Source organism: Cellulomonas sp. NTE-D12 (genome assembly GCF_027923705.1).
Classification (GTDB): Bacteria; Actinomycetota; Actinomycetes; order Actinomycetales; family Cellulomonadaceae; genus Cellulomonas.
Genome location: NZ_AP026442.1, coordinates 649,324 through 668,404 on the forward strand (window position 1 = coordinate 649,324; position 19,081 = coordinate 668,404).

Here is a 19,081-nt window from a genome sequence, read left to right on the forward strand (position 1 = left end):
CATGACTATTCGGGCTACTGCTCCGACGACCGACGTCGCGCCGGAACGCCAGGCGCCGCAGGCGTTGGGCTGCGACGTCGATGAGGTGGGTGTTTTCAGCTGACCGGGCTGAGGGGTCCCTCGGTTTGGCGGGCACCGAACGATGCTATTGGCGACGAAGCCCTAGGTCGCGAGACGGCGGCGCCATCTGTTGCCCGCGATAGCCGGACTGGTCGCCCGCGCCATCCTCGGGGGTGAAGGACTGAAGATCCGCCGCCTCGAGAGTTGTGGCACGAGTGAACGTCCTATAGGCGATCCCGCAGTGGTGTGGGGCTTAGTCGTCGCCCGGCTCGCGGCGACCCCGCCCGCCCGTGTGCTCGGTACGTGGCGATGACCCGGGCGACGCAGCAGCTGGTGGTGCTGACGTCGTCGTGACGGGCGGCTCGTTCCCGTCGAGCTCAGGGGCGGTCGGCGAAGCGGCGGACGAACACCGGAACGGACCGGGTGGACGCGGCTTCGTCGTACCGGTAGCCCGCGCCGTCGAAGTCCTTCAGCGCTCGGGGCGTGCGGACGCGTTTGAGCACGAGCCAGGCGGCCAGCTCCCCTCGCGCTCGCTTGGCGTAGAACGACACGACGCTCCGCCGGCCGCGGGCGTCGGTGTCCTCGAACCGAGGCGAGACCACCGGCGCTCTGAGGTCATCGGTCCGGACGGCTCCGAAGTACTCGCCTGAGGCGAGGTTCACGACGGCTTCGGCCCCCGGTGCGGCGGCCAGGTCGTCCCGCAGCAGGTCGGTGATGGTGCTGCCCCACCAGTCGTACAGGGAGCGCCCTCGCTCGGTGGCCAGGCGGGTGCCCATCTCCAGCCGGTAGGGCTGGATCAGGTCCAGGGGTCGCAGGACGCCGTACAGCCCGGACAGGATCCGCACCGTCTTCTGGGCCTCGGTGTAGTCACGGGTGGTGAATCGCTCACGCACGTTCAGACCCTGGTAGACGTCGCCGTTGAACGCCAGCGCGGCAGGACGGGCATTGCGCGAGGTGAACGGGGTGGCGAAGGACGCCCACCGTTCGGCGTTGAGGACGGCCAGCTCGTCGGAGATGTGCGCCAGTGCGGCGAGGTCGGCCACCGACTTGGTCCGCATGACAGCCGCCAGCTGCTCGGCCTCCGCCAGCAGCCGTGGCTGGGACGCCGCGACCCGTGGCGGCCGTGACTCGAAGTCGAGCGACTTGGCCGGGGACAGCAGGATCAGCACCTCGCGGAGCCTACCCAGTGACCTGGAGACCGGCCCGTGCGCCGTCCGACGAGAGAAATGCCTGGGCGTCCCACGCGGGAGCGCGTCGACGTCGGAGTAGATCTCGGAGGTGCCTGGAGTGTCGGAGTCGCTGGCGGCGCACGAGGAGGTGGCGTGCGTGATCGGCGCACGTCGGTTCGACTCGCGGCCGCGGGAGGGCCAGGTGTTCCGCGCTGCAAAAGGGGAACGGGGGTTCGACGCGCTGGTGGCGTAACCGACTGGTTCGACGACGTGTCGAGGGAGCCATGGACCCACACGCGGCGATAGCCCATGCTAGGCAGCAAGTGCTCGTCCTTAGCTCACAGTGACCCGGACGTCGCGTGATTCGGATTGGAGTCTCGTGTTATCAAGGGATTCCGCCCCGTACTTGCACGGACGTGGCCCGTCACCGCGGTCGAGGTGGTACAGACCTCCGGAGGTCAGGTCGAAACCGCACCGCGCCTATTCGGCCGATCGCCCCAGGGGATGGGCACGGAGCGCGGCTGCTAGATGCTCCTCCCAATCCTCTGCGATTAGTTCCCTCGGTGGCATGCCGTTCGCAACCGCTATGGCGCCCATCTGGGCTAGCGCTTTCTGAAGGGCGGGCATGGCGGGGGGATCGTCTGCTGCAGCAGAGAGCTCGTACGCGGCGGCCGCAGCCAACGCGTAAAGTGCGCCCAGCAGGCGCCGAGAGTGCTCGAGCAAGTCACAGAAACCGAGGACGACCTCAGCAGCCGGGCCAGGCGCATTCTTCGCGCGAATTGGAGTGACATGGATCCCTTCGCTGTGCGCCGCAAACTCTGCGCGGTCCGGTAACATCGAGCCCTTGGGGACGTTCGCCGCCGCCTCAACGCGTCCGCGCACTGCAGCGAAACTGAACCGTTTGACTCTCCCGCTGCGGTCTGCCTTCGACCAGTCCTCGGCGCGCCGGCCGTCAAGCGCGAAGTCCCGGAACAGAAATTCAATCTCGATGAGCTTTCGGCCCGGCGAGTTCATGCCGGCGAGCCCCTTCGTTAGCACGGCCTCCGCGCCCTCGAGGATCGCCGCTGACGCTTGCCCGAGGAGGTCTCGAACGGCATCGTCAACTTCGAAGGCGCGACAAAACCATTCGATCGTGAGCAGGCACTCGTCGACAGCGAGAAGCAGCCACGGGGCGTTGGTCACGGCCGAGGAGAGGTGCAGGCCGCGGGTTGCGGAAGCAACTGCAAGGTGAGAGTGCAACGGTCCCGGTTTTGTCGCCGCAAGAATCTCGTCGTAACTGACTGGCTGACCCGAGTCGCCATCGGGACCACTTGCCGGTGCAATCACAACTACTCCTCGCTCGGTTTTCTTCGAACGGTGCACTTGCCGGACCGGACCGAGTCCCTCTTCCTTGCGTATCCGCATCAGGGGACCGTCGCTCCGCGCTTCGCGTGCAAGACGACGCCCAGGACTCGATCGGGATGGCTGGACTGAACCTTCCTCTCAACCGGCAAGATGGTCCAGCGCCATCAAAGTCTGGGCTGGCACAGGGCCCTAGCCAACGCACGGCGTCCTGCTCGTGCCGCGCCTTCCGGCGTTGCGATCGCGCGTGCTCGTCGAGCGGTGGTGGCTAGGTCTCCATGGCGTGTGGTGCCGCGCACGGTCCCCGGCGCGGCCGAGGAGCGCCACCCAGTACCCTTGACGAGGATCTGCGGCGGCATCCACTGCTGTGGGACCGAGCGCCTGTAGCTCAGGGGATAGAGCACCGCTCTCCTAAAGCGGGTGTCGGCGGTTCGAATCCGCCCAGGCGCACAGACTCGGCTACGGTGCGTTCCTGCAGGCCGGGGCCGCGGCGATGAGGAGTCGGCAGACGCGACAGCCCGCGACCTAGCCGAGTCGCCGGAGACGCGACAGCACGTCGGCCGCAAGGTCGACGTCACACCGGACGACCGCAACCTCGTCGTCGAAGCCGAGATCGACGTACAGGTGTTTCATTTCTTCACCGAGGTTCTCGAGCGCCGCCTCAGGTTCTGGAATGTGCGGCAACGTGAGTCGCCAGACTGTCATCCAGTTCGGAGCGGCCCGTCGCCTCCAGGAAGAGGTGCCCTCGCTTGCAAGCGCCGCAGGTATGGACCGCTGCGGCGCCTCCACCCAGAGCTCGATGTCGTCAATCCGCGCCGGCGCTCCGCCAATCCAGCCGGCCACCACGGATCCGACGTCAACCGACAGGGTGGCAACGCCCGCCGCTGCAACGGCGACCAACTCGTGGCGTTGGACCACCGGTCGCTCGCCCTGGTAGCGCGCTGTAGTTGGGCGAAGGCGTAGGTCGAAGTCGAGCGCCACCGCGACCTGCGGGCCGGATAGGCGCGCGTCGATTGCGACGCGATTCGTGAGGCCTTCGTCCGCGACGTCGGCGTGCGCTCGATAGCGGCGCGCGCTCCGCTCATCGTCGTCGAAGTCGAGTTGCCGTGCGGAGTGCGACGAAGCAAGCCGCGCCATTCGACCAAGGGATGAGGAGCCCACTGCCGCGACGAGCGCCCGTCGCTGGCCGTTTCCGAGCGAGCGTGGGCGTGGTGCACCCTCTCGGCCGTAGAGCGCGGTGGCGCACCGCACACGGAGATCGGGTACGGCTGAGACCCGCTCGGTCGGGTCCGAGTTGGGGGTGAACGCGGACACTACGTTCATCATCTGCTCGCCCGATGCCCACTGCGTGCGCCTTGCGACCAGATCGAGCACTTGCCCATGTGTTGCCTGTACGGAGCTTCCCGGCTGTCGGATCAGGATCTGACCGCCCTTGACGATAGGGAGTCTCGACGCGTCGAAGTCCACGCGGATGACGAGGACCACTTGGTCTCGCCCGGGGAGTGCGACGGGGATGAGTTCGGGCGCGAACGCCGGTGTGAGGGTCGAGGTGCATTGTTCCAGAACAGCCGTAACGGCATTCTGCGGTACACCGGGGGACTCGTCGAAGTCCGGCACGGTTTCGTCTACGCCCAGAAGGACAATACCACCGCCGGTGTTGGCGAGTGCCGCGACTGCCCTGACCACGTTGTCTCCGTGGCGCTCTCGTTTGAGCTCGAGCGTCATGCTCTCCATAAACAGGCGATCTCGCCGCTGCTGGGCGAGAAACCGGCGTAGCATATCGGCGTCGATAGCATCGGCCGGTGCGGTATACAAGGTCCACGGCAGTTCCGTCATGCCTCGGTTCCTCTGCTCGCAGCTAGTGAACTTGATGGGTCGACCGCGGACGGTCATATCGTCTGCCGACGCAACTTCGAATTGCAGCATCTTGGCCGCTTCTGCTGCCGGTCTCCATCGGTCAACCTAGTTGACCTCGCTGGTCCAGCGCGCCAGCGAGGCGTCGGCACTCGACCGTGTCGCTCCGGTGCCTTGTTCGGGAACGACTCGGAGTGCAAGCTCAATCGCCGGATGAGTCGACTACGGGCTCGCCCGACGTCGGACGACGCCGTCGAGGATCGCGGGCGCTGTCGGTTCGCGACCATGTGACTGATCCGCTTCGCGACTCCGCGCGAGCAGTCGATTGGCGCGTTGTGGCGCGCATGTTCGAAGCGTCAGTTTGCTCCACTGGTTGTCCTCGACCGCCTTCGACGTTGCAACGAACCCAGTCCCAAGGCACCGCGCGGTACCGAGCCTGAGCACCCGGTCCCGCAACTGGACGCCGACGTGTGCGGTCCTGAGGTCGGCATCGCCGAGCATCCGGCCCACCGCTTCGCCGACCTCCGATTGGCGCCCGTGTGTGGGGAGAGGAACCAGACCAAATCCTCCGGCGGGCAACCGTCCAGGTGCCTCAGCTGAAGGGCCCGGAACTACCTGGGTGCGCCGTGGACACTGCGGATTAGCGCATCCTCGATCCGTGCCGCATGGAGCAGGACGAGCCGCGCGTTGGGTCGACCCCAATGCGGCGCGAGACCGGCGGTGAGTTCTGCCAGGGCACGCAACTGCTCCGGGGAGCACGTGCTCGACGCGCCCCAGAGAGGTCCGGCGCGGCACGTGCCAGGACGCGGAGCCCGGTGGCGACAATCGCTCTGGTGCGCGCGCCGCGGGGGCGAACTGACACACCGGCGGCGATCGCGATGCGGTCACGAAGTTGAGCTGGCGGTGACACGCTTCCACCATGGCTGTTGACGTGTCGCAAGTCCTCTCGGTCCTCGGAGGTGCAGGGGTCGGTTCGATCGTTGGGTCTGTTCTCACCCAGAGCCGTGAGCGCCGAGAATCTAGGGCGCGCCTCCTCAGTGCCATTGCCGAGCTTGAGAAGTGTCGATGGGCGTCTTCTCGCGGGGACCACCGCGACGCGCTTCGGGACCTTGTGTCGGCTGCACTGATTGCCCGAGCACCCCGGCGTGTCGTTACCGAATACACGGCCCTAGCGCAGACGGCGGCATGGGCCAGCCTCGCAGATTGGGAGGAACGTGGACCGAATGATGAGTACGCCGGGGGGATCGATGGTGACCTCGCGGACGCCGTGACAGCGGCAGCGGCGCTCCTGAGCACGGTAGCTTGGCAGCCGATATGGGGGCGTCTCGCGTGCATTTGGCGCCTTGGTCGTATCCGTCGCCGCGTTGCCTCTTTGAAACCGCATCACCAGACTTCAATAGGTCGGTCGCGAGGGTACCTATCATAGTCTGGTTTGGCTTGCCGACGGCCACGGCGCGACCAGCGCGATTGCGGCCGCTATGGCGAGCGCGGCGACGAGCGAAATCCACCAACGCGCGCGCATTGCGTCCCCCCGGCGAGCCGTTCGTGTGCTTCGACCGTTTCCGGCCGCGGACGCACACTCCCGCGGGCTAGCGGTCTCGCACGGCAAAACGTGGACGGACCACCCGACCGGCGGATCGCCGCCGGCTGCTGGCGGTCAGCAGCTCGCAGCAGGGAACGCTAAGAGGCCCGGCGCGTGCCGAGCAGGTGCGTGACGCCGCCGTCACCCGGTACGACGCGGATGTCGAACCGGGACTCGAGCCCCTCCTGCCCATCCCACAGCCGCTGCCCGCGGCCTAGCACGATCGGCACCACCACCACGTGGAACTCGTCGACCAGGTCGGCGTCGAAGAACTCCCGCACGGTGCTGACCCCGCCGCCCAGGCGCACACCCTGCCCGTCGGCCAGCTCGAACGCCTCGCGCAGCGCGTCGGCCGGGGTGGTGTCGCGGAAGTGGAAGGTGGTGCCGCCCTCCATCGTCAGCGGCTCGTGCGGCTGGTGGGTCAGCACGATCACCGGGGTGTGGAACGGCGGGTTCGGTCCCCAGAAGCCGTTCCAGTCCGCCGGGATGGGGCCGGGGCCGGTGTAGAACTTGCGGCGCCCCATGATCTCGGCGCCGATGCCCTGCCAGGCGGTCTCGGCGAGCTCGTTGTCGACGCCGGTGGTGCCGCCGTCCAGGCCGAACATCCGGCGTCCCATCGCGGTGGCGAACATCCACTGGTGCAGGCGCTGGCCGGCGTGGCCGAACGGCTCCTCGGCCGTCAGCCCGTCGCCGGTGCCGAAGCCGTCGAGCGAGATCGAGAAGCTGTGCAGGCGCAGACGAGGCACGGGCTCTCCTGTTGAGGGGTGACGGCCGCGGGCGGTGGGCAGGCTCATCGTCGCTCACATCTGCGCCGTTGAGCAGTCCCTGCCGCAGCCGCGCGGCGGACTCGCGTTCAGGGGCCGGGCCGTACGCGCCGCAGCCGGGCGCGTCGCAACAGCGAGAGACAGACGGGTTGACAGCAGGCGGGCTCGGTGCCACGCTCGGCGCCACACCAGACATGTGACCGGTTTCCGGGCAGGATCTGATGGTCGTGGCACCTCGCGGTGCCGCCGCCGTCAGGTCCTTTTTTGTTGCGCGAACGCGGCCACGCACGGAACGAAGGAGTTCACCGTGGACTACGCGAAGACGGCCAGCGGCATCCTGGACGCCGTCGGCGGACCGGGCAACGTGACTCACCTCGAGCACTGCTCGACCCGCCTGCGATTCACCCTCGCCGACACGCACGAGGTCGACCACGCCCGCCTGAAGGCCGTGCCGGGTGTGATGGGCGTGGTCGGCACCCAGCCCCAGGTGGTCATCGGCAACGACGTCGTCGAGGTGCACGCCGCCCTGACCAGGCTGACCGGGATGGGCCCCGGGCACGGAGGTGCGGCAGCCGCAGCCGTCGGAGCACCGGCCGACGGATCGCGGGGCGGCTGGGGCGCCCGGGTCCTGGACTTCATCGTCGGGGTGTTCCAACCCCTGATCCCCGCGATCGCCGGTGCCGGCGTGCTGAAGTCCTTGATGCTGCTCGCGACGATGTTCGGCCTGTCGAAGAACGGGGCGACCTACAACACGCTGGTCGCCATCAGCGACGCGACCTTCTTCTTCCTGCCCTTGCTGGTGGCAGTGACCACCGCCACCAAGCTGAACACCAACCGGTTGGTGGCGGTCGCGGCCGTGTCGGTGCTGGTGCTGCCGCCGATGACCAAGCGGATGGCCGACGGCACCTCGGTCTTCGGACTGGCGATCCCCAACGTCACCTACTCCTCGCAGGTGTTCCCCGCCATCCTCGCGGTGCTGCTGCTCGCCGTCGTCGAACGATTCCTCACACGGGTGACGCCGAAGCCCGTCCGCATCTTCTTCGTGCCGATGGTCGGGCTGCTGGTGACCGTGCCGGTGACCCTGCTGTTCCTCGGCCCGCTCGGCTTCCGGCTGGGCACCGGGTTCACCACCGGCGTGCTGTGGGTGTTCCACACGCTCGGCTGGGTGGCGTTCCCGCTGCTGGCCGTGGCACTGCCGTTCATCATCTCCGTCGGCATGCACAAGGCGTTCATCCCGTACGTGGTCAACCAGCTGAGCACCGCCGGCTACGAGCCCCTGTACAACCCGGTCTCGCTGGCGCACAACATCGCCGAGTCCGGAGCCAGCTTCGGCGTGGCGCTGCGGACCAAGGACACCGAGATGCGCTCCACCGGGGTCTCGGCCGGGCTGTCGGCCCTGTTCGGCATCACCGAGCCGGCGCTCTACGGCATCACCATCCAGAACAAGCGGGCCCTGATCAGCGTCCTGTCCGGCGCCGCCGCGGGAGCGACGTGGCTCGGCGTGACCCACGTGACCTCGTACGTGGCCGTCGGACCCGGCCTGGCGAGCATGTCGATGTTCATCAACGCCAACGACCCGCGCAACATCGTGAACGCGATCGTCGGCGCGGCGATCGCCTTCGTCACTGCGTTCGTCGTCGCGATGCTGACCTGGAGCGACGCCGCCTCGGCCACCCTCAAGGTGCGTGGCGTCGTCGCCGCGAACGCGCCGGCGAACCCGGACCGGGCGCTGAGCCCGCACGACGTCCTCAGCCCGACGGACGGGACCGTCGTGCCGCTCTCCGAGGTCTCCGACCGCGTGTTCGCCGGCGGCGTGCTGGGCGACGGCTGCGCGGTCCGGCCCACGTCCGGCGAGTTCCGCAGCCCCGCGGCAGGCGTGGTGTCGATGCTGTTCGACACCCACCACGCGGTCGCCGTGAGCACCGACGACGGGGTCGACCTGCTGATCCACGTGGGGCTGGACACGGTGCGGCTGAACGGCACGCACTTCACCGCGTACGTGACCAAGGGTGATCGGGTCGAGGCGGGCCAGCTGCTCATCACCGCCGATCTGGACGCGATCCGCGCGGACGGGTACGACACCACCACGCCGGTCGTGGTCACCAACGGCGCAGCCGTCCACGTGGGTGCGGTCCGTGCGGGCACCCAGGTGGCGGCCGGCGCCCCGCTGTTCCCCGTCTCGACCAGGGCGACCGCCGATGTCGTTTCCTGACGGGTTCCTCTGGGGCGGCGCCCTCGCAGCCAACCAGTGCGAGGGCGCCTGGGATGCCGACGGCCGTGGGCTCTCGGTCGCCGACGTCGCCACCTACAAGCCCGCGCTCGCCAACACCGAGTACGCCGCCCATCACGCCGTGACCCTGGCCTCGATCGCCGAGGCGATGGCGACGACGGACGTCACGTACTTCCCCAAGAGGCGTGGCATCGACCTCTACCACCGGTGGGAGGGGGACCTGGACCTGTTCGCCGAGCTCGGCTTCACCGTGCTGCGAGTGTCGATCGCGTGGAGCCGGCTCTACCCGACCGGATTCGAGAACGAACCGAACCCGGCCGGCGTCGCGTTCTACCGCCGGCTGTTCGAGGGGATGCGCGCGCGGGGGATCCAGCCGCTGGTCACGCTGTCCCACTACGAGATGCCGCTCGAGCTGGCCACCAGGCTCAACGGGTGGGCGAACCGGGAGGTGATCGCGCTGTTCGGGCGGTTCGCCCGCACGTGCTTCACGGAGTACGGCGACCTGGTGAGCCTCTGGCTGACCTTCAACGAGATCGACTCGATCATGCGGCACCCGTTCACGTCAGGCGGGGTCATCGAGGAGCTCTGCGAGGACGGTCTCGAGGTCGCGTGCTACCGCGCTGCGCACCACCAGTTCGTCGCGTCGGCCATCGCCACCCGGGACCTGCACACGCTGGTGCCCGGTGCGCAGATGGGCTGCATGCTCACGATGCTCACCACCTACCCGCGCACGTGCCGTCCGGACGACGTGGCGGCCACCCAGGCGAAGAACCTGCACAACCACTTCTTCGCCGACGTGCAGGTGTTCGGCGAGTACCCGCCGATCGAGCTCGCCGCCATGGCGCGCAGGGGTCTGTCGGTGCCGTGGGAGGCGGGCGACGACGAGGTGCTGCGCGAGCACACCGTCGACTTCGTCTCGTTCAGCTACTACATGTCGATGACGGAGTCGGTCGACCCGGATGCGGACCGCACGCCCGGCAACACGATCATGGGCGTGAAGAACCCGTACCTGCCGAGCACCGACTGGGGGTGGCAGATCGACCCCGTCGGGCTCCGCATCTCCTTGATCGACCTCTACGACCGTTACCGCAAGCCGCTGTTCGTCGTCGAGAACGGGCTGGGCTATGCCGACTCCGTCGATGCCGACGGTCGCATCCGGGACCCGTACCGGGTGGACTACTTCCGGGCCCACGTCGAGCAGATGGGGCTGGCGATCGAGGCCGGCGTGGACCTGCGCGGCTACACCTCCTGGGCGCCGATCGACCTGATCAGCGCGTCGTCGTCGCAGATGTCCAAGCGGTACGGGTTCATCTACGTCGACCAGGACGACCTGGGGCGCGGCACGCTCGCGCGGTCACGCAAGGACTCCTTCACGTGGATGCAGCACGTGATCGCGACGAACGGCGCCGACCTGGCGCCGATCGGCTGAGTGAGCCCCGATGTCCCAGCCGCAGCGGATCACGAAGGTGCTGAACTCGAGCGTCGTGCTCGCGACGGACGAGAACGGGCACGAGTGCATCCTGCTGGGCCGGGGGATCGGCTACGGGCACAAACCCGGTGAGACGGTCGACGACGGCGTGGTGGACCGGGTGTTCCTGCCGGTCGACGATCCCGACTCCCGCGCGCTCGTCGACCTGCTCGGCACGATCCCGGCGACGTACGCGCTGCTGGCTCGGGACGTGATCGCACTCGCCCGGACAGGCCTCAAGGTGGACCTGCATCCCCACCTGCTCCTGGCGCTGACCGACCACCTGCACTTCGCCGCCGAGCGGCACGCGCAGGGCATGCGGGTGGTGAACCGGCTGAGCTGGGAGATGCGCACGTACTACCCGGACGAGTACGCGGTGGGACTCGAGGCGCTGCAGCTGGTCAACGACCGGCTGACCCTCGACCTCCCGGAGGACGAGGCGACGAACATCGCGTTCCACCTGGTCAACGCCCGCAACGACGGTGCGTCCGCGTTCGACGCCCTCCGGGCGGCCACCCTGATCTCCGAGATGGTCGCGATCGTCTCCTACCGGACGGGCCGCACCCTGGCGCCGCAGGACCAGGACCACCGCCGCTTCGTCGTGCACCTGCAGTTCTTCGCCGACCGGCTGCTGACCGGACGGCTGCTCGACCGGGACGACGGGTTCCTGTACGAGCAGATGCGTACCAAGTACCCCCAGGCGCTCGAGACGGCGCGGCTGCTCGGCGAGCACGTGCGGAGCCGCTACGGCGTCGACCTGCCCTCCGAGGAGCTCGGCTACCTGGGCCTGCACGTCCAACGGCTCCTCAGTGCCGAGTCCGCCACCGGCTCCGAGCCACGGCCGCCGCGCGGACCGAGCGCCGACTGACACCCGCGCGACGCGCAGTCCTGCGCGCCGTGCCGCACCCCTTCTGACGAGGAGATCGACCATGCTGCACAGGACCGTGACCGTTGGATCGACGTCCGGGCTGCACGCCCGGCCCGCGGCCCTCTTCTCGAAGGCCGCCGCCGAGGCCGGTGTGCCCGTGGTGATCGGCAAGCCCGGCGGTGACCCGGTCGATGCCGCCAGCCTGCTCTCGGTGATGGCCCTCGGGGTGGGGCATGGTGACCAGGTGGTGCTGGCCTCGCCCGACGAGGCGGCCGGCGACGTGCTGGACCGGCTCGCCGAGCTGCTGATGACCGACCTCGACGCCTGACCGTCTCGGCCCGGCGGGCGCACGCTCCCGTCCTCATCCGGATCCGGCCGATCGGATCCGACGCGACGCGAACGGCGTGCCGCCCCGCGCGACCAGGTGTGAGCCGGCGCTCAGCTGAGCCGCAGCGTGACCCGCTGGGTGCCCGGCGAGCTCCACGTCACGTAGAGGCGCCGGCCGCCCACTGCGTCGGTCCCTCCGAGGAACTCGTAGGCCTCGCCGGGGGAGTACACAGCCGGCGACGAGTCACCGCCCGGCAGCGCGGCCACGGTGAGCGCGGAGTCGCCGGCCCGCACGACGACGGGGCCCCCGGCCACCCGGGACATCTGCGGCCCCACCGGCTCCGCCCCCTCGAGCTGCACCTCGTCGGCGAACGCGATCTCCAGGGCGTGACCCGTGGCGGGGCCCGCTGTGCGCACCTCGAGGTCCACCCCGTCGGGGCGGACCTCGACGACCACCTGCGTCTCCAGCCGCAGCTCGTCGCGCGGCCGCTGCGAGAAGGCCATCGCGGAGGCGAAGCGCCCCTCGAACTCGAGCGCGTAGTCGCCGTCGGGCCGGTGGGCGTCAACGGGCAGCGGCTGGTAGTAGCTCGCCGCGAGCTGCTCGGACAGCACGACGCGATCGCCCTCGGCGAGCAGACCGGTCGCACGGAACGGGCCCAGACCGAAGAAGTCGCGGGACAACCGCACCGACGTCACCTCGACATCGCCGCGCGCCAGGCGCAGGAAGGTGGGGTTGCACGCCAGCCCGGACGCCACGCGGCCGGCGGCCGGGACGTCGGAACCGCCGTAGACCAGCGTCCAGTCGGCTCCGCCCCACCGGCGCCACAGGCGCGCCGCGGCCCAGGTCCGCTGGCCGCTCCCGAGCGCCCCGGCAGCCAGCTCGGCGTCGGTCGCCCCCTCCCGCTCGTCGGCCAGCGCGAGGCCTGCCGCGACGTCGCCCTCGGTCAGGCAGCGGAGGACCGCGTCGACGGGGTCGACGCCGGGCAGCCGCAACGCCCAGGCCGCAGCGTCGCGGCAGCGGTCGCACGTCGGCGCGAAGCGGGCGAACAAGGTGAGGAAGGGGCCGAGCGGGAACCGGGCGTCGTGCTGGTCCTGCCGCCGGGAGTGCACGGTCTCCGTGGTGCCGCGGGGGGTGGTCAGGTCGAGCACCGTGTGCAGGTTGGCGTGCACCGTCTCGCTCAGCGCGGGCCGTCCCAGTCGTTCCGCGAGCAGCAGCAGCGCCGGGCCGCTGACGTAGGCGGCGTAGTTGGCGCTGCGCTCGGAGTACAACCCGTCGGCGTCGAGGTCGACGCCCTCGGTCAGCCACTGCTGCGCCCGTTCGACGGCGGCCGCCGCGGCAGGTTCCGCCAGCAGCGCTGCGGCTCCGACCAGGGCCCCGGAGAGCTCCCACCGGTGGTTGGGGGTGTGGACGCCGCCGACGACCAGTGCGGGAACGGCGCGGCGCAGGATCTCCTCGAGCCGGGCACCCAGTGCGGCGCCGGCGGCGCCGGCCACCCACGCGGACGCCGTCGAGGGCGGCCGTCGCAACGCGGCCGCGGTCGCGGCGACGTCGGTGACGGTGAAGGCCGAGTCCGGTGGTGAGGCGAGGTTGTCACCCGTCGAGAACAGCCCGTCGGCGACCTGCAGCGCCTCGAGCCGGGACAGCCAGCGCGACGCGGCGGCCGCGTCTGCCGCACCCGCCTGGGCTGCGAGCCCGACGACGACGGCCGCCTTGACCGCACGCATCCAGGCCCGATGTCCGGCCAGCGCGGCATCGGCCGCCACCGGGCCGTCGGCCAGCAGGTGGGCGTCGAGGGCGGCCCGTGCCGCTCGGATCAGGGCCGGCGAGCACGGTGCAGCGGACGTCGTGGCCACGCGGCTGCCGCTCAGTCCCGCAACCCGGTGCCGATGTCGGAGCTGGTGATGTAGCGCTGGAACACCAGGTACAGCACCATCAGCGGCACCATCGAGATCACCGACGCCGCGAGCAGGATCGCCCAGTCGATGTTCTGGGCGCCGATGAGGGAGCGCAGGGCGATCTGCAGCGTGAACTTGCTCGGGTCGTTCAGGATGATCAACGGGAAGATGTAGTCGTTCCAGCGCCACTGGAACGAGATGATCGCAAGCGTCAGCATGATCGGTCGCGCCAGCGGGACCATGATCCGGAAGAACGTCGACAGCTCGCTCGAGCCGTCGATGCGGGCCGCGTCGAGCAGCTCGTCCGGCACCGACACGAAGAACTGCCGGAACATGAACACGCCGGTCGGCGTGAGGATCGACGGCAGGATCACGCCGAACAGGTTGTTGTACAGGTGCAGGTGCAGCACCACGCTGAAGGTCGGGTTCAGGATGACCTCGCCGGGCAGCATGGTCATCGACAGCACGAAGAGCGACAGCACCGACAGCCACCTCGCCCGGTACTTGGCGAGCCCGTACCCGGCCGTCGCGCAGAAGAACACCGTCAGCGCCGTGGTGATCGTGGCGACGACCAGGGTGTTGGAGAAGTAGCGGAGGAAGTCGACGCGCGCCCAGGCGCGGACGTACCCGTCGACCGTCCACTTCCGGGGCAGGAAGCTGAGCGGGTAGCTGAACAGCTCACCGCCGCCCTTGAACGAGGACAGCAGGAACCACAGCAGCGGGAACGCCATCAGGATCGCGAGGACCCACAGCATCGTGGTGGCCGGGATGGCGCGCGTCGCCGAGCCCCGGCGGCGGGAGAGGGCGGGGCGGGTCGAGGACTGCTCGCCGGTCCGGGAGAGCTGCGTCGCCGTCGTCATGACTCGCTCCTCCTGCTGATGGCGATCTGGACCAGGGCGATCCCCATCAGGATCACCAGCAGCACCATCGAGGCGGCGCTGGCGTACCCGACCTGGGACTTCGCGAAGCCCGTCGTGTAGATGTACTGGACGATCAGCTGGTTCTGGGTGCCCGGGCCACCGTTGTTCAGCGCCTGGATCAGGGCGAACTCCTTCATCTGCCCCATCGTCAGCAGCAGGATCACCAGCAGCGACGTGGGCCTGATCGCCGGGATGGTGATCCGGGCGAACCGCTGCCAGGCGTTCGCGCCGTCGAGCTGCGCGGCCTCGTAGAGCGAGACCGGCACGTTCCTCAGCGCCGAGATGAACAGGAGCATGTTGAACGCGGCGCCTGCCCACGCCGAGGCGAAGATCACCACCAGCAGGGAGAGGTTCGCGTTCGTGGCCCACGGCGCCGGGTGGCCGCCGAGCTCACCGATGACGAAGTTGACGAAGCCGAAGTTCTCGCCGAACAGCCAGCGCCAGATCACCCCGGTGACGATCGGCGAGACCAGCCAGGGCAGGAAGAAGATGACCCGCGCCGCCGACTTCCCCTTGGCGGTCGCGTTGGTCAGGGCGACCGCCATGGTCAGGGAGAGCACGTACCCCAGCGGGACGGAGAACAGGGTGTAGACGAACGTGCGGCCGAGGGCGGCGTAGAACGTGGGGTCGGTGGCCAGCGACGTGTAGTTCTCCAGGCCGATGAACCGCAGCGGCCCGTAGCCGTGGTAGCTGGTGAAGCTGTACAGGAGGCCCAGCACGCCGGGCCAGAGGAAGAACAGGGCGTACAGCGCGATGACGCCGCCCGTCAGGACGAGCGCGGGGCCGGTGTACCGGGGGGTCGCGCGTGGCTTGACCCGGACCGGCGCACCGGTGCGCGGTCGGGTCAGGGTGGCCGCTGGTCGGTCCATCGTTCCTCCTCTGCTCGGACTGCGCGTACGGCGAGCCGCCGGGGTGCCGGAGGGGCGGTCGGGCGTCCCGGCTGGGACGCCCGACCGCGGTCCGGGTCAGCTCAGCTGCTTCTTGGTCGAGTCGAGGATCGCCTTGATCGTCTGGTCGATGGTCAGCTCACCGTTGAGGTACCGGATGGTCTCGTCCTTCAGCGGCTCGGAGGTCAGCGCGCGGCCCTGGTAGGCGTTGCGGAGCTGGTCGGTGGTCTGGTTCGCCGAGACGGCGGGGGAGGCGGAGATCTCGTCGTTGTAGAGCTTGAACGCGTCGGCGTTCCCCTTGTACGTCGGCGTGATGCCGTCCACCGCCGGCAGGCAGCCCTGGATGTTGCAGTACTCGGTGTAGTGCGCGGGCGAGTACAGCCACTTGATGAAGTCGAGAGTCTGCTGCTCGTGGCCGGTGCCCTTGAAGGCCACCATCCAGGACGCCGAGCCGTAGTTCGTGGCCCGGACGGGCTGCTGCGGCATCGGCACCGAGGCCCACTGGAAGTTGGTGATGTTGGCCTGGAAGTCGGCGATCTGCCAGACGCCGGACATGTAGGCCGTCACCTGGCCGCTCTTGAAGGCCGCGCTCGCGTCGTCACCCGACGTCCACACCGACTTCGGCATGAAGCCGGAGTCGTTCATCTTCTTGAAGTACTCCAGCGCCGTGGCGGTCTTGTCGTTGGTGGTGAAGTTGCCCGGGCTGCTCTCGACGACGCCCTCGCTGCCGAACTGGTACAGGAACGCGCGCATGCGGTGCGCCGAGGCGTCCATCACGGCACCGTACTTGGCGCCCGTCGCGGTCCGCACCTGGTCCGCCTTGGCCTGGAAGTCGTCCCAGGTCCAGGAGCCGGAGATGTCCTTCGGGTACGTGACGCCGGCCTTGTCCCAGAGGGTCTTGTTGATGAACATGCCGACCGCGGTCAGCGTGGTCGGCAGCGCCTTGACCTTCTTGTCGCCGGGGTCCTGCACCAGCAGCGTGGGCTTGACCTTCGCCGCCTTGGCGATGTCGCTGAGGTCGAGGATCCGGTCCTTCCAGACGGGGTCCACGTTGGGGGCGGCCGCCAGGTCGGGCAGGTCGTTGGCCTGGGCGCTGGTGCGGAGCTGGGTGGCCAGGTTGTCGCTGGGCACCTCGACGATCTGGACGGTGGTGCCGGTCTCCGCCTTGTACTCGTCGGCGAGCTTCTGGAAGGCGCCGCCCTGGTTGGCGTCGCCGGACTGGACCAGCTTGAGCGTGACGTTCTTCGCCGCGGACGTCGCCGAGCTGGCGGAGCTCCCGTTGCCGCTGGAGCAGGCCGACAGGGAGATGAGCAGGGCACCGGCGACGACGGCGGTCGCGGTGCGGGCGTGTTGCTTCATGTGCGGACCCCTCTTTCACGGAGTGGAGCGGCGTCGCACATCCGTCGGCGCCGAGCGGGTGACGCCTTTTGTATCACTACCACGAAAAAGTGGTCAAGCATCTGGGACACAACGAATCGGTAACGCCGGCTCTGGGCCGCTGGTGGCCGGCCGGGACGCGGATACACGCGTGAATCGGGCCGGTTTGCCCCTCCGACCGGTGCTGGCGCGATTACCCTCAGTCTGGTAGTTATGTGCAGCGATGGCAGCGTCATCACGGCACTCCACGAGGCGAGAGAGCAGGTCCATGGGCGATTCGCACCCCCTGGTGGCCGTCGGCGTCGACGTCGGCGGGACGAAGACCCAGGTGATCACCGAGGACTCCGCCGGAGCCTGTGCCGACCTCGTCGTCCCGTCCGCGCGCTGGCGGTCCGGCGCCCTGTTCTCCGACCCGGACAACCTGCACCGCCTGGTCGAGCTCGTCCAGGGCTGCGGCCAGGTGACCCCCCACTCGGTGCTCGTGGCCGGCATCCACGACTGCGACACCGACGAGCAGATGCGCCACGTCTCCGAGGTGCTCCGCACCGGCCTCGGCTGCCGGGTGACCGTGGTGAACGACGCCTACCTGCTCCGCTACGCCACGCACCACCGCGCGACGATCGAGATGATCGTCGGGACGGGCGCCATCGTCAGCGGCACGACCGCGGACGGGCGCCGCATCACCGCGGACGGGCACGGCTGGCCCGTCGGCGACCGCGGCAGTGCGCCGGACCTGGTGCACAGCGCGGTTCGCGCGACGCTGGAGGCCGCCGATCGCGGTGAGGACGACGGCGACGTGCTCTACCGACGCGTCCGGGAGGCCTTCGGGGTCGCGGGTGCCGCCGAGCTCGCCGCCCAGGCCCGTGCCGACCTCAGCCCGGCTGTCTGGGGCCGTCACGCGCGCGAGGTGTTCGCGGCGCTGGAGGAGGGGTCGGCGACGGCGCGAGCGATCGTCGACGAGGCCGCCCAGACGCTGGCCGAGGAGGTCGTGGGGCTGCGGGGCCGCGGCGCGACGGGGACCACGGTCGTCGTCGGCGGCGGCGTCATGGTGGGCCAGCCCGGCTACGAGGCTGCGCTGCGCGCGCACCTCGCCCAGCTCGAGCCGACGATCGACGTGGTGGTGGCCCGGACGCCCCCGGCCGCCGGGGCGCTCGCCCTCGCCCGAGAGCTCGCCGGTCAGGACCCGCAGGTCGGGGTCGGCGCCGTCAGGTGAGGTAGATCGACTCGCGCGCGCGGTCGATCGCGATCTGCGCGACGCCGGTCAGTGCAGCCTCGTCGCCGAGCTGGGACGCGATCAGGTTCGGCGGGAACGTGATCCGGCCGACCAGGCGCTGCCGGACCTGCTTCACCGAGTACTGCGGCTGCCGCGCCAGCTGTCCGGCCAGCACGATCACCTCGGGATCGAGGACCGCGCTGAGGGCTGCGCACGCGATGCCGACGTAGTCGAAGACCTCGGCCGCCGCACGGACCGCATCGGCCTCTCCCGCCACCGCGGCGTCGAGCAGCGCGCCGACCGAGGGGCCGCTGGCCGTGGCGATCCGCGTCTCCAGGTCGCCCTGCAGGGTGTACAGGGCGTCGAAGGCCGACCGGTCGGCCAGCAGGAAGCCGATCTCACCGGCGGCGGAACGGTTGCCGCGCAGGATCTTGCCGCCGGAGACGATGCCGGCGCCGGCGCCGTTGCCGAGCACGAAGGCGACGAGGTGCTCCGACCCCACACCGGCGCCGCGGGACCACTCGCCGTAGCCCACGGCGTTCGCGTCGTTCTCGATCACGATCGGCAGCTCGTGCCGCGCGCGGAGGATGTCGCCGAGCGGAAGGTCGTACCACCCGAGCTCGACCGCGTTGCGGACCCGACCCTCGGGGGTCGACACCGCGCCCGGCACCGAGACCCCGACCGCGAGGCACGGCTTGTTCAGCGTCTGCGCCGCCTCGAGCAGGTCCTCCGTCACCCGCAGCGTCGCCTGCACGCCACGTGGGGCCTCGCCGTCGCCGCACGGCAGCTCCGGCGCGACGTAGACCACGCGGCCGTCCAGGTCGACGAGCCGGCCCCGCACGCCGGAGGCGGAGACCTCGACGGCGGCGACCACGCGGCCCTCACCCGCGTGTCGGTAGAGCACGGCGGGACGTCCGCGCGCGGAGCGCTCGGCCCCGTCCGCCACGATCAGGCCCTCGGCGACGAGCGACGAGCAGAGCCGCTCCACGGTGGCCGAGCTGAGCCCGGTGTGCTCCTGGATGTCGCGGCGCGTCATCGGGCCCGAGGCGCGGATGGCGTCGAGCACCGCGGTCCGGTTGATCTGGGTCACGACCCGGGTCGTGGCGGTCTTCGGAGCGCCACGCG

General features: G+C 69.7%; 15 protein-coding genes and 1 tRNA gene. 7 read left to right on the forward strand and 9 right to left on the reverse strand.

The genetic code is table 11. The features are described from left to right. Nucleotides 1–437: 437 nt before the first annotated feature. Nucleotides 438–1,229 (reverse strand): peroxide stress protein YaaA, encoded by a 792-nt coding sequence (yaaA, locus tag QMF98_RS03015; protein WP_337974596.1) that lies wholly within the window; start codon nucleotides 1,227–1,229, stop codon nucleotides 438–440. A 118-nt stretch (nucleotides 1,230–1,347) separates the two neighbouring features. Between yaaA and QMF98_RS03020 the strand changes: the two genes are divergently transcribed. Further along, nucleotides 1,348–1,482 carry a hypothetical protein gene (locus QMF98_RS03020; protein WP_337974597.1) on the forward strand — a complete coding sequence of 45 codons (135 nt, stop codon included), beginning with the start codon at nucleotides 1,348–1,350 and terminating at the stop codon, nucleotides 1,480–1,482. A 227-nt stretch (nucleotides 1,483–1,709) separates the two neighbouring features. Here QMF98_RS03020 and QMF98_RS03025 read toward each other — a convergent pair whose 3' ends face one another. Then, nucleotides 1,710–2,633, reverse strand: coding sequence for a hypothetical protein (locus QMF98_RS03025; RefSeq protein ID WP_337974598.1), 924 nt, complete (start codon nucleotides 2,631–2,633; stop codon nucleotides 1,710–1,712). A gap of 314 nt (nucleotides 2,634–2,947) precedes the next feature. Between QMF98_RS03025 and QMF98_RS03030 the strand changes: the two genes are divergently transcribed. Next, a tRNA-Arg gene (locus tag QMF98_RS03030) sits at nucleotides 2,948–3,020 on the forward strand. Between the two features lie 75 nt (nucleotides 3,021–3,095). On the opposite strand, the gene QMF98_RS03035 is transcribed toward QMF98_RS03030, so the two are convergent. Both QMF98_RS03035 and QMF98_RS03040 read right to left on the reverse strand, forming a co-directional pair. Beyond that, nucleotides 3,096–4,406, reverse strand: a complete 1,311-nt coding sequence (locus QMF98_RS03035; RefSeq protein ID WP_337974599.1) for an AlbA family DNA-binding domain-containing protein — start codon at nucleotides 4,404–4,406, stop codon at nucleotides 3,096–3,098. A 1,698-nt stretch (nucleotides 4,407–6,104) separates the two neighbouring features. Further along, on the reverse strand, nucleotides 6,105–6,752 hold the full coding sequence (locus tag QMF98_RS03040; RefSeq protein WP_337974600.1) for a dihydrofolate reductase family protein: 648 nt from the start codon (nucleotides 6,750–6,752) through the stop codon (nucleotides 6,105–6,107). Between the two features lie 325 nt (nucleotides 6,753–7,077). Between QMF98_RS03040 and QMF98_RS03045 the strand changes: the two genes are divergently transcribed. The 4 genes from QMF98_RS03045 (at nucleotide 7,078) to QMF98_RS03060 (ending at nucleotide 11,664) form a co-directional block, all read left to right on the forward strand. After that, the gene (locus QMF98_RS03045; RefSeq protein ID WP_337974601.1) at nucleotides 7,078–8,982 is read left to right on the forward strand and encodes a beta-glucoside-specific PTS transporter subunit IIABC; all 1,905 of its coding nucleotides are present in this window, start codon (nucleotides 7,078–7,080) and stop codon (nucleotides 8,980–8,982) included. Further along, nucleotides 8,969–10,429, forward strand: coding sequence for a glycoside hydrolase family 1 protein (locus tag QMF98_RS03050; RefSeq protein WP_337974602.1), 1,461 nt, complete (start codon nucleotides 8,969–8,971; stop codon nucleotides 10,427–10,429). The genes QMF98_RS03045 and QMF98_RS03050 overlap by 14 nt, the downstream gene beginning before the upstream one ends. A 10-nt stretch (nucleotides 10,430–10,439) precedes the next feature. Next, on the forward strand, nucleotides 10,440–11,336 hold the full coding sequence (locus tag QMF98_RS03055) for a PRD domain-containing protein (RefSeq protein WP_337974603.1): 897 nt from the start codon (nucleotides 10,440–10,442) through the stop codon (nucleotides 11,334–11,336). A 61-nt stretch (nucleotides 11,337–11,397) separates the two neighbouring features. Next, complete coding sequence (locus QMF98_RS03060; RefSeq protein WP_337974604.1) at nucleotides 11,398–11,664, forward strand: HPr family phosphocarrier protein; 267 nt, start codon at nucleotides 11,398–11,400, stop codon at nucleotides 11,662–11,664. Between the two features lie 110 nt (nucleotides 11,665–11,774). Here QMF98_RS03060 and QMF98_RS03065 read toward each other — a convergent pair whose 3' ends face one another. The 4 genes from QMF98_RS03065 to QMF98_RS03080 form a co-directional block, all read right to left on the reverse strand. Further along, entirely contained in the window at nucleotides 11,775–13,517 is a 1,743-nt protein-coding gene (locus QMF98_RS03065) for a hypothetical protein (RefSeq protein WP_337974605.1), read from the reverse strand. An 11-nt stretch (nucleotides 13,518–13,528) separates the two neighbouring features. Then, nucleotides 13,529–14,419: a carbohydrate ABC transporter permease gene (locus QMF98_RS03070; protein ID WP_337974606.1), complete on the reverse strand. Its 891-nt coding sequence runs from the start codon at nucleotides 14,417–14,419 to the stop codon at nucleotides 13,529–13,531. Beyond that, entirely contained in the window at nucleotides 14,416–15,348 is a 933-nt protein-coding gene (locus QMF98_RS03075; RefSeq protein ID WP_337974607.1) for a carbohydrate ABC transporter permease, read from the reverse strand. Before QMF98_RS03075 ends, QMF98_RS03070 begins: the two co-directional genes overlap by 4 nt. A 96-nt stretch (nucleotides 15,349–15,444) precedes the next feature. Beyond that, nucleotides 15,445–16,725 (reverse strand): ABC transporter substrate-binding protein, encoded by a 1,281-nt coding sequence (locus tag QMF98_RS03080; protein WP_337974608.1) that lies wholly within the window; start codon nucleotides 16,723–16,725, stop codon nucleotides 15,445–15,447. A 286-nt stretch (nucleotides 16,726–17,011) separates the two neighbouring features. On the opposite strand from QMF98_RS03080, the gene QMF98_RS03085 reads away from it, so the two are divergent. Beyond that, nucleotides 17,012–17,956 carry a BadF/BadG/BcrA/BcrD ATPase family protein gene (locus QMF98_RS03085; protein WP_337974609.1) on the forward strand — a complete coding sequence of 315 codons (945 nt, stop codon included), beginning with the start codon at nucleotides 17,012–17,014 and terminating at the stop codon, nucleotides 17,954–17,956. Here the strand turns inward: QMF98_RS03085 and QMF98_RS03090 are convergent. Continuing rightward, nucleotides 17,949–19,046, reverse strand: coding sequence for an ROK family transcriptional regulator (locus QMF98_RS03090; protein WP_337974610.1), 1,098 nt, complete (start codon nucleotides 19,044–19,046; stop codon nucleotides 17,949–17,951). The two genes, QMF98_RS03085 and QMF98_RS03090, sit on opposite strands and share 8 nt — an antisense overlap. Nucleotides 19,047–19,081 lie beyond the last annotated feature (35 nt).